The 15,007-nt window shown below is 61.2% G+C and carries 17 protein-coding genes; 9 read left to right on the top strand and 8 right to left on the bottom strand.

What is annotated here, in order from left to right; translation table 11 throughout:
* Window positions 1-2 precede the first annotated feature (2 nt).
* Window positions 3-188: a DUF1127 domain-containing protein gene (locus tag AB4874_RS08160; protein ID WP_366929937.1), complete on the top strand. Its 186-nt coding sequence runs from the start codon at window positions 3-5 to the stop codon at window positions 186-188.
* 75 nt (window positions 189-263) lie between these two features.
* Here the strand turns inward: AB4874_RS08160 and AB4874_RS08155 are convergent, their stop codons facing one another.
* The 4 genes from AB4874_RS08155 to AB4874_RS08140 form a co-directional block, all read right to left on the bottom strand.
* Entirely contained in the window at window positions 264-611 is a 348-nt protein-coding gene (locus AB4874_RS08155; RefSeq protein ID WP_368391613.1) for a hypothetical protein, read from the bottom strand.
* 87 nt (window positions 612-698) lie between these two features.
* Complete coding sequence (locus AB4874_RS08150) at window positions 699-1,568, bottom strand: 50S ribosomal protein L11 methyltransferase (protein ID WP_368391612.1); 870 nt, start codon at window positions 1,566-1,568, stop codon at window positions 699-701.
* Between the two features lie 68 nt (window positions 1,569-1,636).
* Window positions 1,637-2,281: a peptide-methionine (S)-S-oxide reductase MsrA gene (gene msrA / locus AB4874_RS08145; RefSeq protein WP_438273454.1), complete on the bottom strand. Its 645-nt coding sequence runs from the start codon at window positions 2,279-2,281 to the stop codon at window positions 1,637-1,639.
* A gap of 55 nt (window positions 2,282-2,336) precedes the next feature.
* Window positions 2,337-3,572, bottom strand: a complete 1,236-nt coding sequence (locus AB4874_RS08140) for an MFS transporter (protein ID WP_368391610.1) — start codon at window positions 3,570-3,572, stop codon at window positions 2,337-2,339.
* A gap of 119 nt (window positions 3,573-3,691) precedes the next feature.
* Between AB4874_RS08140 and AB4874_RS08135 the strand changes: the two genes are divergently transcribed.
* Window positions 3,692-4,759, top strand: a complete 1,068-nt coding sequence (locus tag AB4874_RS08135; RefSeq protein ID WP_295531965.1) for a YeeE/YedE family protein — start codon at window positions 3,692-3,694, stop codon at window positions 4,757-4,759.
* Here AB4874_RS08135 and AB4874_RS08130 read toward each other — a convergent pair.
* Entirely contained in the window at window positions 4,756-6,945 is a 2,190-nt protein-coding gene (locus AB4874_RS08130; protein WP_368391609.1) for a primosomal protein N', read from the bottom strand. The genes AB4874_RS08135 and AB4874_RS08130 overlap by 4 nt on opposite strands.
* Before the next feature lie 155 nt (window positions 6,946-7,100).
* Here AB4874_RS08130 and fsa point away from each other — a divergent pair, with 155 nt between their 5' ends.
* From fsa to AB4874_RS08105, 5 genes are all read left to right on the top strand, one after another.
* Window positions 7,101-7,754: a fructose-6-phosphate aldolase gene (gene fsa, locus AB4874_RS08125; RefSeq protein WP_295531971.1), complete on the top strand. Its 654-nt coding sequence runs from the start codon at window positions 7,101-7,103 to the stop codon at window positions 7,752-7,754.
* Between the two features lie 135 nt (window positions 7,755-7,889).
* Window positions 7,890-8,594: a DUF484 family protein gene (locus tag AB4874_RS08120; protein ID WP_368391608.1), complete on the top strand. Its 705-nt coding sequence runs from the start codon at window positions 7,890-7,892 to the stop codon at window positions 8,592-8,594.
* A complete protein-coding gene (locus AB4874_RS08115) occupies window positions 8,594-9,508 on the top strand; it encodes a tyrosine recombinase XerC (protein WP_368391645.1) in 915 nt (304 codons plus the stop codon). Before AB4874_RS08120 ends, AB4874_RS08115 begins: the two co-directional genes overlap by 1 nt.
* A 95-nt stretch (window positions 9,509-9,603) precedes the next feature.
* Window positions 9,604-9,894: a hypothetical protein gene (locus AB4874_RS08110; RefSeq protein ID WP_368391607.1), complete on the top strand. Its 291-nt coding sequence runs from the start codon at window positions 9,604-9,606 to the stop codon at window positions 9,892-9,894.
* Between the two features lie 71 nt (window positions 9,895-9,965).
* The gene (locus AB4874_RS08105; RefSeq protein ID WP_368391606.1) at window positions 9,966-10,658 is read left to right on the top strand and encodes a CDP-alcohol phosphatidyltransferase family protein; all 693 of its coding nucleotides are present in this window, start codon (window positions 9,966-9,968) and stop codon (window positions 10,656-10,658) included.
* 140 nt (window positions 10,659-10,798) lie between these two features.
* Here the strand turns inward: AB4874_RS08105 and AB4874_RS08100 are convergent, their stop codons facing one another.
* Window positions 10,799-11,212, bottom strand: a complete 414-nt coding sequence (locus AB4874_RS08100; protein ID WP_295531982.1) for a GNAT family N-acetyltransferase — start codon at window positions 11,210-11,212, stop codon at window positions 10,799-10,801.
* The gene (gene dapE / locus AB4874_RS08095) at window positions 11,209-12,351 is read right to left on the bottom strand and encodes a succinyl-diaminopimelate desuccinylase (protein WP_368391605.1); all 1,143 of its coding nucleotides are present in this window, start codon (window positions 12,349-12,351) and stop codon (window positions 11,209-11,211) included. Before dapE ends, AB4874_RS08100 begins: the two co-directional genes overlap by 4 nt.
* Window positions 12,352-12,624: 273 nt before the next feature.
* Between dapE and AB4874_RS08090 the strand changes: the two genes are divergently transcribed.
* Entirely contained in the window at window positions 12,625-12,948 is a 324-nt protein-coding gene (locus tag AB4874_RS08090; protein WP_368391604.1) for a Hint domain-containing protein, read from the top strand.
* The gene (locus tag AB4874_RS08085) at window positions 12,945-14,048 is read left to right on the top strand and encodes a Hint domain-containing protein (protein ID WP_368391603.1); all 1,104 of its coding nucleotides are present in this window, start codon (window positions 12,945-12,947) and stop codon (window positions 14,046-14,048) included. Before AB4874_RS08090 ends, AB4874_RS08085 begins: the two co-directional genes overlap by 4 nt.
* A 28-nt stretch (window positions 14,049-14,076) precedes the next feature.
* Here the strand turns inward: AB4874_RS08085 and AB4874_RS08080 are convergent, their stop codons facing one another.
* Window positions 14,077-14,835, bottom strand: a complete 759-nt coding sequence (locus AB4874_RS08080) for a TSUP family transporter (protein WP_368391602.1) — start codon at window positions 14,833-14,835, stop codon at window positions 14,077-14,079.
* Window positions 14,836-15,007 lie beyond the last annotated feature (172 nt).

The following is a 15,007-nucleotide window of genomic DNA, read 5'->3' as shown; positions in this document are numbered from 1 at the left end:
CAATGTCCGTCATGGAAATGACAACCCGCCTGAACCGTTCGCGCCATCCCGGCCTGATCATGTCGCTGATCGGTAGCTTTCTGGAATGGAACGATCTGCGCGAAACTCGCAAATCTTTGTCCAAGCTGTCCGACCGGGCGCTGGACGATATCGGATTGACCCGGCTTGACGTGGCGCGCCTGCGCTAAGTCACCGACCCTCGATTGAAAAAGGGCTGTCCCGATGGGGCAGCCCTTTTGAATGTAAGATGGCTCTGCGAAATCTTAGTGGATGAGTGGGCTTAACAGACCTGCAACGTAACGCGTCGCCGGATCAGCATGCAGCACCCAAGCGCCGATCTGTTCGCCCATATTGCCCTTGGCAAGGTGTTCAACGCGGTTGGCATATTCGTCCGACCCGACCTGCGCGAGCATCATGCCCTTGAACAGCAGCATCCCCGCAGCCAGCAAGGCAAGCCCACGCAACGGCAAACCACGGCGCGACTTCGGCCGCATTGCATCGAAATAGCTGCGCCCCAGCGAACCCGCCGCCTCAAACGCACCACCAGCCTCATGGATCTTGTCGATCCGATGAAGGCGTCTCTCGAATTCGTCCAAATCAGTTTTTGCCATTGCTCATCTCTCGGATAATCACCACGGAGGATCCGTAAAGACATTCTATACCAAGACGATGCTGAAACTGAGCGGAAACATGGCCGACTATGCCCGGCTCATCACCAATGTCGTCCATTCGCCAAATTCATTGCGCGCACTGGAAACAAAGCCTTGCCCCTCATAGGCGGCGATCACCTCATCGGCCTGCTCATTTAGCAATCCGCTAAGGATAACCACGCCCGATTCGGCGCAATAGCGCGCCATATCCGGGGCCAATGCGATCAGTGGAGCCTTTAGAATATTGGCGAAAATCAGGTCATAGGGGGCGGCGTCTTGCAGTTTCGGATCGCCGAAACCAGCCGCCTCAAGGCAGATCACGCGCCCCTCAAGATCATTCAGCGCGACATTGGCACGCGCGGTTTCCACCGCGACCGGGTCGATGTCAGAGGCCAGCACCGTCTCGGGCCAAAGCTTGGCTGCCGCAATCGCCAGCACCGCCGTGCCGCAACCGATATCGGCCACGTTGTGAAAGCTGCGCCCGGCGCGCGCCAGATCATCCAGCGCAGTCAGACAGCCCGAGGTGGTGCCGTGATGGCCCGTGCCAAAGGCCATCGCCGCATCAATACGCAGCGCGACCGAACCGTCGGGCACCTTGTCAGCGTCATGGCTGCCATAGAGGAAAAACCGACCCGCCTGCACCGGGGCAAGTTCGCGGCGCACATGCGCGACCCAATCGGTTTCGGGCAGCTCTGAAATTACGAAAGGCTGCGCGCCATAGGCGATGGCCAGCAAATCAAGCGTCACATCATCGGGCTGTTGCAGAAAATAGCCCGACACCTCATAGCGTCCATTGCCATCCTCGATCTCGAAGACGCCGGTGCCGTAGGGTGCCGGGTCCAGATCCTCAAACCGCTCTTCAAGCGACTCTGCTGCCTCGCGATCGGCCAAGGTGGTAAAGGCGGTAAAGGTGGTCATGGCGGCTCCTTTGCGCGTGTTGCGCCGGGCTTAGGCCGGGGCGCAAGTTACGTCAAGTCGCACCCCGATCACGCCGACAGCCCGATCGGGCAGCTCACACCGGTGCCACCGATCCCACAATAGCCTGCCGGGTTCTTGGCGAGATATTGCTGGTGATCGTCTTCGGCATAATAAAACGGCGGGGCGTCACTGATTTCCGTCGTGACCGCACCATAGCCCGCCTCTGACAGACGCTTGGCATAGGTTGCGCGCGACGCCTCGGCCGCAGCTTTCTGCGCGGGGGTATAGGTATAGATCCCCGAGCGATATTGCGTGCCCCGATCATTGCCTTGACGCATGCCTTGGGTCGGGTCGTGATTTTCCCAGAACACCCGCAGCAGATCGTCGTAGCTGATCACTTTGGGATCATAGATCACGCGCACGACCTCGTTATGGCCGGTCATGCCGGTGCACACCTCGCGATAACTCGGATTCGGGGTGTGACCGCCCGCATAGCCAACCATGCTTAGCCAGACGCCTTGGGTGTTCCAGAAGATCCGCTCGACACCCCAAAAACAGCCCATGCCAAACATCGCCTGCTCCATCCCCTCTGGGATTGCACTGCGCAGATCAAGACCGCTGAGAAAATGCGGCTGGGTGATCGGCATTTCTGTATCGCGCCCGGGCAGAGCCTCGGATTTGGTGGGAATGGTGGCGAGTTTTCCAAACAACATGATCAATCTCCCTATCGCAGCCTCTTAGATAGGCGCGGGCGGGCAGAATTCCAGATCAGGCCGCGGCCGGCGCGAGACCGCGCAGCACCGTTTCATAGCCCTTTGACGGATGACGCGGCACCAGCATCGCAAGCCCGAGCGAGACAAGCGCCATCGCGGCGGCCAACCCGAATACGAACCCGGGCGAGATCATCCACAGATAGCCAAGGCTCGCGGGCAGGAACACGGCGGCGATATGGTTGATCGTGAACGAGACGGCAGCGGTCGGCGCGATATCAGCCGGATCGCAGATTTTCTGGAAATAGGTCTTTTGCGCGAACGCCAGCGAGAACAGCAGGTGATCCACCACATACAACGCGCAGGCGATCCATAGCCCCCAACCAAACCAGTAGATCCCGCCATAGCTCAGGAAGAGCAGCGTCAAACCGATATATTCCACGATCAACGCGCGCCGCTCGCCGAATTTACCCACGAAACGGCCCATCGCGGGAGCGGCAGCCATATTGACGGCGAAATTGATCAGGAACAGCGCCGAGATTTCATCGACCCGCAGCCCGAAACGTTGCACCATCATAAAGGCCGCGAAGACCACGAAAATCTGACGCCGCGCCCCGGCCATGAAGGTGATTGCATAATACAACCAATAGCGACGCCGTAGCACGAAGCGTTTGGATTGCGGATCGCGGGTGTGAAACTGCGGATAGAGCAGCGCGGCCGCCCCCACCATCACCATCGTCGTGATCCCGGCGCTCGCATAGACGAATTCGTAGCTCAGATCGAAGGCCTTCCACGTCAGCACCAGCAACGCATAGGCCACCAGTGACGCGCCCGATCCCACCGCAACAATCCGGCCCAGCGTTTGCGGAGCCTGTGCGCGGTCGATCCATTGCAATTGCAGCGACTGGTTCACCGCCTGAAAATAGTGAAACCCGATCGAGGACAGCAGCGTCACCATGATCAGCCCGCCAAAGCTGGGAAACATCGCCGTCACTGCCGTCGCCGCCCCCAGCAACAGCAGCGCAAGAATCGCCAGCACTTGCTCACGCATCACCCAAAGCACGACGATCACGCCAATCGCCAGAAAGCCCGGCACCTCGCGGAACGATTGCAGCCAGCCGATATCGACCCCGTCGAACTTGACCACGTCGATGACGAAGTTGTTCAGCAGCGCCGACCAGGTCGCAAACGAGATCGGCATCGCCGTGGCAAACACATACAGCAGCGCCTCGGGCCTGCGCCAGCGCGGCAGGTGGTGGGCCTCATCAAGTTGGACTTCGCGGATCTTGAACATGAAAACCTTAGACGGGAAGGGGCCCGTAGGAGCAAGACTACAAACTGTGTATTCTGACTCAGATCAATGTGCATTGATGCAGAATCTGGCATCACGCTTTCGCGAACGGGAGATTTGCCATGGATATCATCGAGATCATTGAGCGGATTGGCGAGGGGCCAACAGCGGCGCTTTTCGGGCTGATCACGGGGCTTATTTTCGGGGTGGCCGCACAGCGCTCGAATTTCTGCCTGCGCGCGGCGGCGATTGAATTCGCCCGTGGCAAGCTTGGAGGCAAGGTGGCGGTGTGGTTCTTGACCTTTTCCACAGCCCTCATCTGGGTGCAAAGCGCGCAGCTGCTCGGGTTGTTTCGCGCCGGCGATAGCCGGGTGATGTCCGTGCCCGGCAGTTGGTCTGGTGCGATTATCGGCGGGCTGATCTTTGGCGTGGGCATGGTGCTATCGCGCGGCTGCTCGGGGCGGCTTTTGGTGCTGGCAGCGACGGGCAATCTGCGCTCGGTCGTGGCGGGGCTGATCTTTGCCGTGACCGCACAAATGAGCCTCAAAGGCATCCTTGCCCCCTATCGTGACACGCTGGCAAGCCTGTGGATCACGCAGGGCGGCGAGAACGTCAACCTGCTGACCGCGCTGCATTTGCCCGATTGGACGGGGCTGGCAGTGGGCATCGTCTTTGCGCTGGCCGGGGTTTATCTGGCAGCCCGCAATCAGATCGGGATCAAGGTCTGGATATTTGCCTCCGGCGTCGGATTCGCGGTGGCCGTTGGGTGGGTTCTGACCTTCATGCTGTCACAAGTCGCTTTTGATCCGGTTCCGGTCAATTCGGTCACCTTCTCGGGGCCCTCGGCCAATACACTGATGTTCTTCCTTGATCGCAACGCGGTGCTGGAATTTGATGTAGGCCTAGTGCCGGGCGTGGTGATCGGCGCGTTCCTGTCCTCGCTCGTGGCAGGGCAATTTGCCTGGCAGGCGTTTGACAGCGTGCCAGTGATGCGCCGCTCGATGATCGGCGCGGTGATGATGGGCTTTGGCGCGATGCTGGCGGGTGGCTGTGCGATCGGCAATGGCGTGACGGGCACCTCGGTGCTGGCCGGCACGGCATGGCTGGCGCTGTTTTGCATGTGGATCGGCGCGATGGTCACCGATGTCTTGCTCGATCAGCGCAGTCTCACTCCCGCACAGGCCTGTTAAAAAAAACTTTGCGGGTCGATATCGACCGCAATGCGTGCGTTATTGGGCAGGCGCAGCCCCTTGAGCCAGCCTTTCAGCGCAGCCTGTAGCGGTGCGCCCTTGTCGGCCTTGATCAACATCCGCACCCGATGCCGCCCCCGCACCCGCGCAATCGGCGCTGGGGCCGGGCCAAAGACCTGCGCCCCCACGCGACGCAACGCCCCGTCATTGCGCGCAAGCTGGCTGCCAATATCGAACAGCGGCTGCAAGTCTGGGCCCGACAGGATGATCCCCGCCATCCGCCCATAAGGGGGCACGCCCTGCGCCTGTCGCGCAGCAGCCTCTTGCGCCCAGAACGCCTCTTCGTCACCACCCAGAATGGCGCGGATCACCGGATGCTCGGGCTGAAAGGTCTGCAACAGCGCCACGCCCTTATCCTCGGCCCGCCCCGCGCGCCCCGCGACCTGCCGCATCAACTGAAAGGTCTTCTCCGCCGCGCGCAAATCAGACCCCTGCAACCCAAGATCGGCGTCAATCACCCCCACAAGCGTCAGCTTGGGAAAGTTATGCCCCTTGGCCACGATCTGCGTGCCGATGATGATATCGGCCCCACCATTCGCAATCTCGACGATGGTTTCTTTCAGCGCGCGCGCCGAGCCGAACAGATCGGAACTCAGCACCGATAGCCGGGCATCAGGAAAGCGGCGCGTGACCTCTTCGGCAAGCCGCTCCACACCAGGACCGACCGGGGCCAGTTTGCCCTCGACCTCGCAGCTCGGGCATTTCGTTGGGATCGGCTTGGTCTCGCCGCATTGATGGCACACGAGCCGCTTGAGAAAGCGGTGCTCGACCATGCGCGCATCGCAGTGATCGCACGCAATCTGATGTCCGCACGCGCGGCAGATCGTGACGGGCGCATAGCCGCGACGGTTGAGAAACAGCATCGACTGCTGGCCCTCTGCGATGCGCCGCGTGACCTCGGAGACCAGCGTCGGACCGATCCAGCTGCCTGCCTCAAGCGCCTCTTCGCGCATGTCGATCGCGCCCATATCGGGCATCTCGGCGGTGCCAAAGCGCGCACCCAAATCCAGCCGGGCATATTTCCCCGCGCTCGCGTTCACCCAGCTTTCCAAAGACGGCGTGGCCGAGGCCAACACCACCTGCGCGCTTGCCAGCGAGGCGCGCAAAACGGCCATGTCGCGGGCATTATACAACACGCCCTCTTCTTGCTTATACGACCCGTCATGTTCTTCATCGACCACGATCAACCCCAGATCGCGAAACGGCAAGAACAAGGCTGAACGCGCCCCGACAACCAGTTGCACATCCCCCGACCCACAGGCCTTCCACAATCGCCGCCGCTCGGATTGGGTCACACCGGAATGCCACTCGCCGGGCAACGCCCCAAAGCGCGCCTCGACCCGCGCCAGAAATTCGGATGACAGCGCAATCTCAGGCAACAGAACCAAGGCCTGCCGCCCCTGCGCCAGACAATGCGCCACCGCCTCAAGATACACTTCGGTTTTGCCCGAGCCCGTCACGCCTTTGAGCAGCGTGGTCGAATACCCGCCCGCACCGGCACGCAACGCATCGGCCGCTTGCGCCTGCGCCTGCGACAGCGCCTTACCGGGCAGGTTGGGATCAAGCCGCGGGAAGGGTAGATCGCGCGGCACCTCGGCCTCGATCACAGCGCCCGTCTTGACCAACCCCTTGACCACCTGCGGAGTGACCTCGGCGAGATGCGCCAACTCGCCCAAATGAAACCCCGCCCCGCCATGATCGCGCAACACTTCAAGAACACGCGTGCGCGCATCGGTCATCCGCGCAGGCGCATCCCCGCCCAGCCGATAAATCCTGCGCAACCCCGGCGGATCGCCCAAGCCCGGCGCGCGGGTCGCCAGCCGCAACACCTGCGGCAAAGCCGTCATCGTATAATCCGCCATCCGCAGCAGAAAATCGCGCAACTCCTCGCGCATCGGTGCCACATCGAACACCCGGATCACCGAGCGCAGCTTCGCCATATCGAAATCGCCAGCACCTCGCCCCCAAACCACACCCAAAACCTTGCGTGGCCCCAGCGGCACCTCGACAAACGCGCCCGAAAAACAGCCCCCCTCGGGCGCGCGATAATCCAGCGGTTTGCCAATTGGCTCAGCCGTCAACACCGCAACGCGCGCACCCTCTTCAAACCAACCGGGATCAGACATAACGGACCGCCCCTTCTTTCATCTGGCCAGAAATACTCCGGGGTGAGGCGCATCTGCGCCGAGGGGCAGCGCCCCTCTCCTCGCGCGCTTTCCACTCTTTCCCGCGCGCGACTTTTGCGCTACCACCCGCGCAACTGCCGCCAAGGAGAAACCCCATGAAATTTTTCGTCGATACCGCCGACACCGCCGCGATTCGTGAACTGAACGATCTGGGCATGGTTGATGGCGTGACCACCAATCCGTCGCTGATCCTCAAATCGGGACGTGATATTCTCGAAGTCACCAAAGAGATCTGCGACATGGTTTCAGGCCCGGTCTCTGCCGAGGTCGTCGCCACCGAGGCGAAGCAGATGATCGAAGAAGGGAATAAGCTCGCCAAGATCGCCCCCAATATCGCGATCAAGGTGCCTCTGACCTGGGACGGCCTGACCGCCTGTAAGGCTTTCGCATCCGAAGGCCACATGGTCAATGTCACGTTGTGCTTCTCTGCTGCGCAAGCGCTGATCGCGGCAAAGGCGGGTGCGACGTTCATCTCGCCCTTCATCGGACGTCTGGACGATATCAACCTCGACGGCATGCAGCTGATCGAAGATATCCGCGTCATCTACGACAACTATGATTTCAAAACCGAGATCCTTGCCGCTTCGATCCGCTCGGTGAACCATATCACCGACGCGGCCCGCATCGGCGCCGATGTGATCACCGCGCCGCCGAATGTTATCAAGGCGATGGCGAGCCATCCGCTGACCGACAAGGGTCTGGCGCAGTTCCTCAAGGATTGGGACGCGACGGGTCAAAAGATCGTCTGATCGCCAAACTCATTGCTGCGCAGGCCCGCCACACTGGCGGGCCTTTTGCGTCGGTCTCGGGATTTTATGCGCTGCATTTCGCGCCGCGTCGTGTATGCTGACAAAAAGAACAACGACCCGAGCAGTGAGACAGGCATGACCGAAACGGCCCTCGTGGAGCACCTCCGCGAACAAATCATTTCCGACCCCGATGTCATCTTGGAAGACCGCGATCTGATGCGCGCGCTTGTCGCTGCCAATGAGGCGGCGATGGGGGGCAATATCGTCGATCTGCGCGGCATGGCGATGGCCCGCCTTGAGGCCCGGCTGGACCGGCTTGAAGACACTCATCGCTCGGTGATTGCAGCCGCGTACGAAAATCTTGCGGGGACCAATCAGGTGCATCGCGCGGTGCTGCGCATGCTTGATCCCATCGATTTCCCGGCCTTCCTGACGAATTTGCGCTCGGATGTGGCCGAGATTTTGCGCGTCGATTCCGTGCGCCTCGTGCTGGAAAGCAAACAAAACGAGGATGACCCTGCGCTGCAAATTCTCGGTGAGGTGCTTTGCGTCGCTGAGCCCGGCTTCGTGCAGGAATATCTGCGCGCCGGACGCGGCGGAGCCCCGCGCGGCGTGGTGTTGCGCCAGACCGTTCCGGGATCAGAGGCGATCTATGGCGAGGCCGCCGACTGGATCCGATCCGAGGCGCTGATGCGTCTCGATCTGGGAGAGGGGCGGCTTCCGGGGATGCTGGTGATGGGCGCAGAAGACCCGCATCAGTTCAAACCCTCGCAGGGCACCGATCTGTTAGCGTTTTTCGCAGGCGTGTTTGAGCGCGCGATGCGGCGCTGGTTGGAATGATGCTGGCCCCCGGGCTTGGGGCGGCGTTGGCCGAATGGCTATCGCATTTGCGCGCGCTCGACGGTGCCGCAGACAATACGATCGAGGCCTATCGCGCCGATGTCGCAGGCTTTCTGGGCTTCGTTCAAAACCATCATGGCGACGGGTTTGGCACGGCGCGACTTGCCACGCTTGGCCCGACCGATATGCGGTCTTGGATGGCGCATGAGCGCGGACGCGGCTTGTCGGCGCGCTCGCTGGCGCGAGCCTTATCTTCGGTCAAAAGTTTCACCCGCTGGCTGGCAGATCGCGAAGGTTTCGATGCCAGCCATGTCTTGCTGGCTCGCGCACCGAAATATCAGCGAAAATTGCCGCGCCCTTTATCTGAAGACGGTGCGCGCGCGATGATCGATCAGGTCGATACGCAAGCCTCGGACCCGTGGATCGCCGCCCGGGATGGGGCCGTTCTGACACTGCTTTACGGCGGCGGATTGCGGATATCCGAGGCGCTTGGGCTGACCGGCGATCAGCACCCCCTGCCCGACGTGCTGCGCATCCGTGGCAAGGGCGACAAGGAACGACTGGTCCCGATACTGGGGGCCGCACGCGATGCGGTGGCCGAATATGTGCGCCTATGCCCCTATCCCGCCGAACCCGGCCTGCCGCTGTTTCGCGGCAAGCGCGGCGGAGCGCTGAACCCGCGATTGGTGTCGCGTGCGATGGAACAGGCCCGGATGGCGCTGGGACTGCCTGCGACCGCCACGCCGCACGCCATGCGCCACAGCTTTGCCACCCATCTTCTGGCCGCCGGGGGCGATTTGCGCGCGATTCAGGAATTGTTGGGCCATGCCAGCCTTGCAACCACGCAGATCTACACCGCCGTCGATGCCGCGCGCCTGATGGAGGTCTATGACAAGGCCCATCCGCGCGCCTGAACGCCGCTATTTCCTTGGGTGCTTATTTCGACGGCTTTAGATCTTCTGTCATGTCTTGGATCTGGTCCGGGGCCGCATGTTCAACGTGAAAGGACATGACGATTTCATCCCTTAGTGCCCTGTCTGCACTCACAACATCAACCGCGCGCATGCCGCTGGCCATTGCCACAAAGACGCAAAGCAAGATGCAAACTCGCCCGTGGGGCCCACTGCCGATACCGCCACCGGGACCTCCGCCCGAACAGGCCTCTGGTGACAGCAGTGATAGCGACAGCACGCTCTATGAATCGCAGTTCAACGCCCTCAGCATTGAGGATGACAGCACCGACAGCACATTGTTGAATGCGAACGACCAATATCTCGCGCTTCTGTCTGAATTTTCTTGATCCCAGCCGGGAACGGCGGCGGCGTTCGTTCGGTGGCTTGCGTCGCACGCAGGTTTTGGGCAGGAAGAGATATGGACATTCGTATCAAAGCCCTCTGCGTTCACCTGCTCACAGCCACCGGCGCGGTGCTGTCGATGCTGGCTTTGCTGGCCGCAACCGACCAAAAATGGAGCCTGATGTTCCTGTGGCTCGTCGTCGCCTTTTTCGTGGATGGCATCGATGGGCCTTTGGCGCGTCGCTACGACGTAAAGTCCAACTCCCCGCTTTATGACGGCGAACTGATGGATCTGATCGTCGACTATCTGACCTATGTTTTCATTCCGGCGTTCGCCCTGTTCAAATCGGGCTTACTGCCGGGCTGGCCGGGCTGGCTTGCGATCATCGCGATCACCTATGGCAGTGTCGTCTATTTCTCGGACACGCGGATGAAAACAAAGGATAAATCCTTCTCCGGCTTTCCCGGAGCGTGGAACATGCTGGTGCTTGTGATGTTTGCGCTCTCGCCGCACCCCACGACGATTTTGATCATCGTCGTGGCTCTGACAGTCGCAATGTTCTTGCCGTTGAAATTCATCCATCCCGTGCGCACCAAGCGTTGGCGCGTCGTGTCCCTGCCCGTGGCACTCGCCTGGACCTTTTTCGCGGGTTGGGCGGCGTGGGTCAATTTTGATCCGGCAAGCTGGGCGCATTGGGGGCTTGTGATCACCTCATTCTATTTGCTGCTTGTCGGCATCGTTCAGCAAATCATTCCCGAACGCGCCTGAACACCAAACCCCACATCAATAGTGGCGATTTGGTTGTGACGTCAGTGCTACCACTGCGCTGGCACAAAACGCGCATACGAGAAAATCACAGCGGCCAAACTGGCGGCCGCGCCCACCCGCAGGGGTCGCCAAACCACAGCTTAAAGCGGCTTTTCCATATCGCGATGGGGAATGCCTGCATCATCATAGGGCGCGCCATAGGCCACAAAGCCCAAGCCTTCGTAAAACCCGATCGCAGAAACCTGCGCCGAGAGATAGACCCGCGTGCAGCCCAGCGCGCTGAGCCGCGCACAGGACTCGCGCACCAAAGCTGCGCCCAAGCCAGTCCCGCGCATCGGCTTGGCCACACAAAGCCGGCCAATCTTGCCTTTTGCACCGACAACCAGCAACCGCGCGGTGCCCAAGGGCGTCTCCCCGTCACGCGCCAGCAAATGCAGCGCATCACCATCCAGATCATCCCATTCATCGGGTTCGCTGATGCCCTGTTCCTCGATGAACACAGCCCGGCGCAATGCGTGGCACAGAGAGATATCTTCAACCGTCTCGATAATCATGCGAAATAGGCCTTTAGCGCGCGGGCATAGACCCGTTTGAGGGTTTCGATTTGGTCCACTGGCACGCGCTCATCGACCTGATGCATCCGGTCCCCGACCAGCCCGAATTCCACGACCGGGCAATGATCTTTGACAAAGCGCGCATCCGAAGTGCCCCCAGACGTCGAGAGTTCCGGCGCCATACCGGTTTCCGCCTGAACCGCATCCGCAACCAAATCGACAAACGGGCCGGGCGGGGTGACAAAACTTTCGCCCGAAATATCGGGGTTGAGAGTGAAATCAACGCCGGTTTGCGTCGTGATGCCTTGGGCCAGTTCATGCGCCCACGCAATCAGAGACGCGCCCGTATGGGCATCGTTGAAACGGATATTCACCGTCGCCTTGGCCCGCGCCGGGATCACGTTATTGGCCGGGTTGGCGCAGTCGATCGTGGTGATCTGCAGACTTGTCGGCTGAAAATGTTTCGTGCCCGGATCAAGCGGCTCTGCCACCATCTGCCCAAGCAAAGCGACCAATGCATGCAGCGGGTTTTTCGCGCGATGGGGATAGGCAGCATGGCCCTGCACCCCCTCGGCCTCGATGTAAAATGTCATCGAGCCACGCCGCCCGATTTTCATCATCTGCCCCATCACCTCGGGGCAGGTCGGCTCACCCACCAGACAGACTGACATCGCCTCGCCCTGATCGGCCATCCAGTCGAGCAATGCGCGGGTGCCATCACGCCCCGGCCCTTCTTCATCGCCGGTGATCGCCAAGATCACCGCGCCGTCGGGCGGGGTGGCGCGCACGAAATCCACCGCAGCGGCGGCAAAGGCGGCCACGCCCGATTTCATGTCTTGCGCCCCACGTCCCCACAAAACGCCCGAATTTATCTCGCCACCAAACGGGTCATGGCTCCAGGCACGCGCGTCGCCAACCGGCACGACATCGGTATGGCCGTTGAAGCCAAAGGTCTTGGCCGCCCCCTTCGCCCCCCAGCGCGCAAACAAATTGGGTGTGCCATTGCGATCCACGCGCGTGCAACTAAACCCAGCCCCAATAAGCAGGGATTGCAACAACACCAGCGCCCCGCCCTCATCAGGGGTGACCGAGGGGCAGCGGATCAGATCGGCGCTTAGGGCAACGGCATCGGTGGTCATTTGCGCTCCTTTCGATATCGCTCACAGGAGTAAAGCGCAGGCGCGGTGCGGGCAATGGCTGTTGCAACACCGCCACCGCTGCTCGCCATTGCGAGACCGGGGTCTCGTAATCGCCGTAAAACCTGTCAGTATAAAGAAAAATATAAACGGCCCGAGGCAGGGCAACACGAGCAGGGCAAAAGCCCACACCAAATAAACGAGGCCAAATGGCCCGCGAAATGCGGCAATGACCGCAAATGTGTTGCGCTGTCTTCGAGGGGTTCGGGGGCAGAAATGGCTGAGTTGACCTATGATCTAAGCGCGACTGCGATGGAGATGGCGCAGGATGCTGGCGCGCAACCGCTGGTCTGGCGCGGCTCCAAAACCGGTACGGCGGAGACCGAGCTTACCCCGACCGGCATTCGCAAAGGCACGTTTGGGGCAACCCGCGATCAGATTGTGTCGCCACAGCATCGCGTGCTGGTGCGCGATCCGAGCGCCGAAATCCTGACGCTTTTTCCTGAACTCGATCCGCTCACCGGCATAGGCTACGGCGCACCCGCCCGCCCGCTGCTGCGCAGCTTCGAGGCCAGCTTGCTGCAAAGGCGCGCCGCATGAGTCACACATCTGGTTGGATTGCCGCCTTTGAGGCCCATCGCGGCCCTTACCGCTTTGATGATCGCGTTTTGCCGGCGATGCTGGCGCAAGGCACGTTGATGCTGGAATTCTCGCTGGTGCGGGGCGAAAACGGCCCCCTACCGCTGATCCATCTGGAAAACCGCGCTGCTGGCTGGCGTGAATTTCTCTCGCTCGGGCTGGACGCGCAGGGGCGCATCGCGCTGACGCAGCGGCGCGGCGATCTGGTGCATGCGATTTCGCTTGATGCCAAGCAGGAAATCATGACCGGCGGGCGCATGCGGTTGAGCTGGCGCTGGGATGGGCCGGGCCGGGAAAGCCTGCTGACGCTCAAGGCGCTGGATCACGGGACGTTGCGCCAACATTCCGGGCGCGCGCCGCTGCCGCTGACGCGCACCGAGGCGCTGGCGCTGGTTGCGGGTGATGGTCGCGCCAAGATCGGGCCGCGCGTGTCCTGGCTGGCGCTGGGCGATCATTTGCATCCGCTGGGACCGGGCGCGTGCTTTGCCCCCGCGACCCCGATCGAGACGCCGCAAGGACCGCGCCCCGCAGCGCATATCAAAGCAGGCGATCAGGTGCTGACAAGCGATGCCGGGCCGCAAGACGTTGTCTGGGCTGGTCGCATCTCTCTACCCGCCTTGGGCCATCTGCGCCCGGTACAGTTGCGCGCCCCGGTTTTTGGCAAAACCCGGGATCTGTGGCTGCTCCCGCAACATCGTATCGCGCTATGTGGGCCCTCGGTCGACTATATTCTGGGCGAAGAAAAGGTGCTGATCGAGGCACATCACCTCGTCGATGCCTGTACTGCGCTACAACCGGATCGGCCCGGATTGCTTAGCTGGCAAGGGATCTTGCTGGGCGGGCATCATTTGCTGATCGCGGATGGGTGCGAGGTGGAAAGCCTGCATATCGGGCGGCTTGCGCGCCAACCTCTGCTGGCCGCGACAACCGCTTTGGCCGATCTCGCGCGTGCTGGCAGCTTGCCGCTGCATCGCAAACCCGCGCTCAAGATCGCCAGCGGATACGAGGCCACGACTTTGGCCGCAGCGCGCCGTCACGGGCGCGGCCCAGTCGCCGCCTGATCCTATCGCCGGCAAATCCTATCGCCGCCTAGCCCATCAGGGCGCGACGCACCAGATTGGCGCCCGCGAGACCCAGCAAGATCAGCGTCAGGCGGCGAAACAGCACCGGATCCAGCCGGTCCTGCGCGCCAAATCCCAACCGCATCCCGATCAAAGCGGGCACCACCATCAGCGCCGAAAGCGGCACGGTCTGCGCATTCAGCACGCCAGACGCCAGATGCGACCCGGTCAAAATCACCGAGCCGATCATGAACACGACGCCCTGAATACGCACCGCTTCGCGTTTGGGCGCATGAATAGACAGCAAATAAACGATCAGCGGCGGCCCCCAAATGCCTGAAATGCCGCCATATAGCCCGCCGATGATGCCCAAAATACTCTCGGTCAGCTTGCGATGATGCATCGGCAGCACCAAGGGCCGCCCGGACAGCTGCCAGATCGCAAAGGCAACAATCGGCACTCCCAGCAGCAGATACATCGTGTTTTGCGGGATGATGCGCACAAAGCCCGCACTGATCGGAATGAACACGATAATCATCGCGATAAATATCTGATAGCGCCGGATCGAGCCCCACGCCGCCCCCACGCCTTGTCGGAACGCTTGAATAAGATTGCTCACCAAAGTGGGCAGGATCAGCAGCGCCAGCGCGATCTCGGGCGGCAGAAACGAGGCAAAACTCGACAGCATGATCATCGGCATCGCGAACCCGACCGCACCTTTGACGAATCCCGCAAACAGCGTCACCGCCAGCGCCATGGCGATTTGCCAAATCTCTAGTCCTGCCATCTCTTTCCCCCCGTTTGACTTGCTTTTAGCGAGTTTTGTCGCCGTAGCCAGCCCACGGGCAAAATCGCGCAAAGATCGGGCGTGCCAGCCAAATATCGAGACTCGGCGCGACATTTTAGGTCTTGATCGCAGCGTCTCGCGTATTTTAATTGCGCTGCGAGTGCAAAATACC

It is taken from the genome of Thioclava arctica (genome assembly GCF_040892615.1).
Classification (GTDB): domain Bacteria; phylum Pseudomonadota; class Alphaproteobacteria; order Rhodobacterales; family Rhodobacteraceae; genus Thioclava; species Thioclava arctica.
This window is presented reverse-complemented; position numbering and strand designations above follow the sequence as displayed.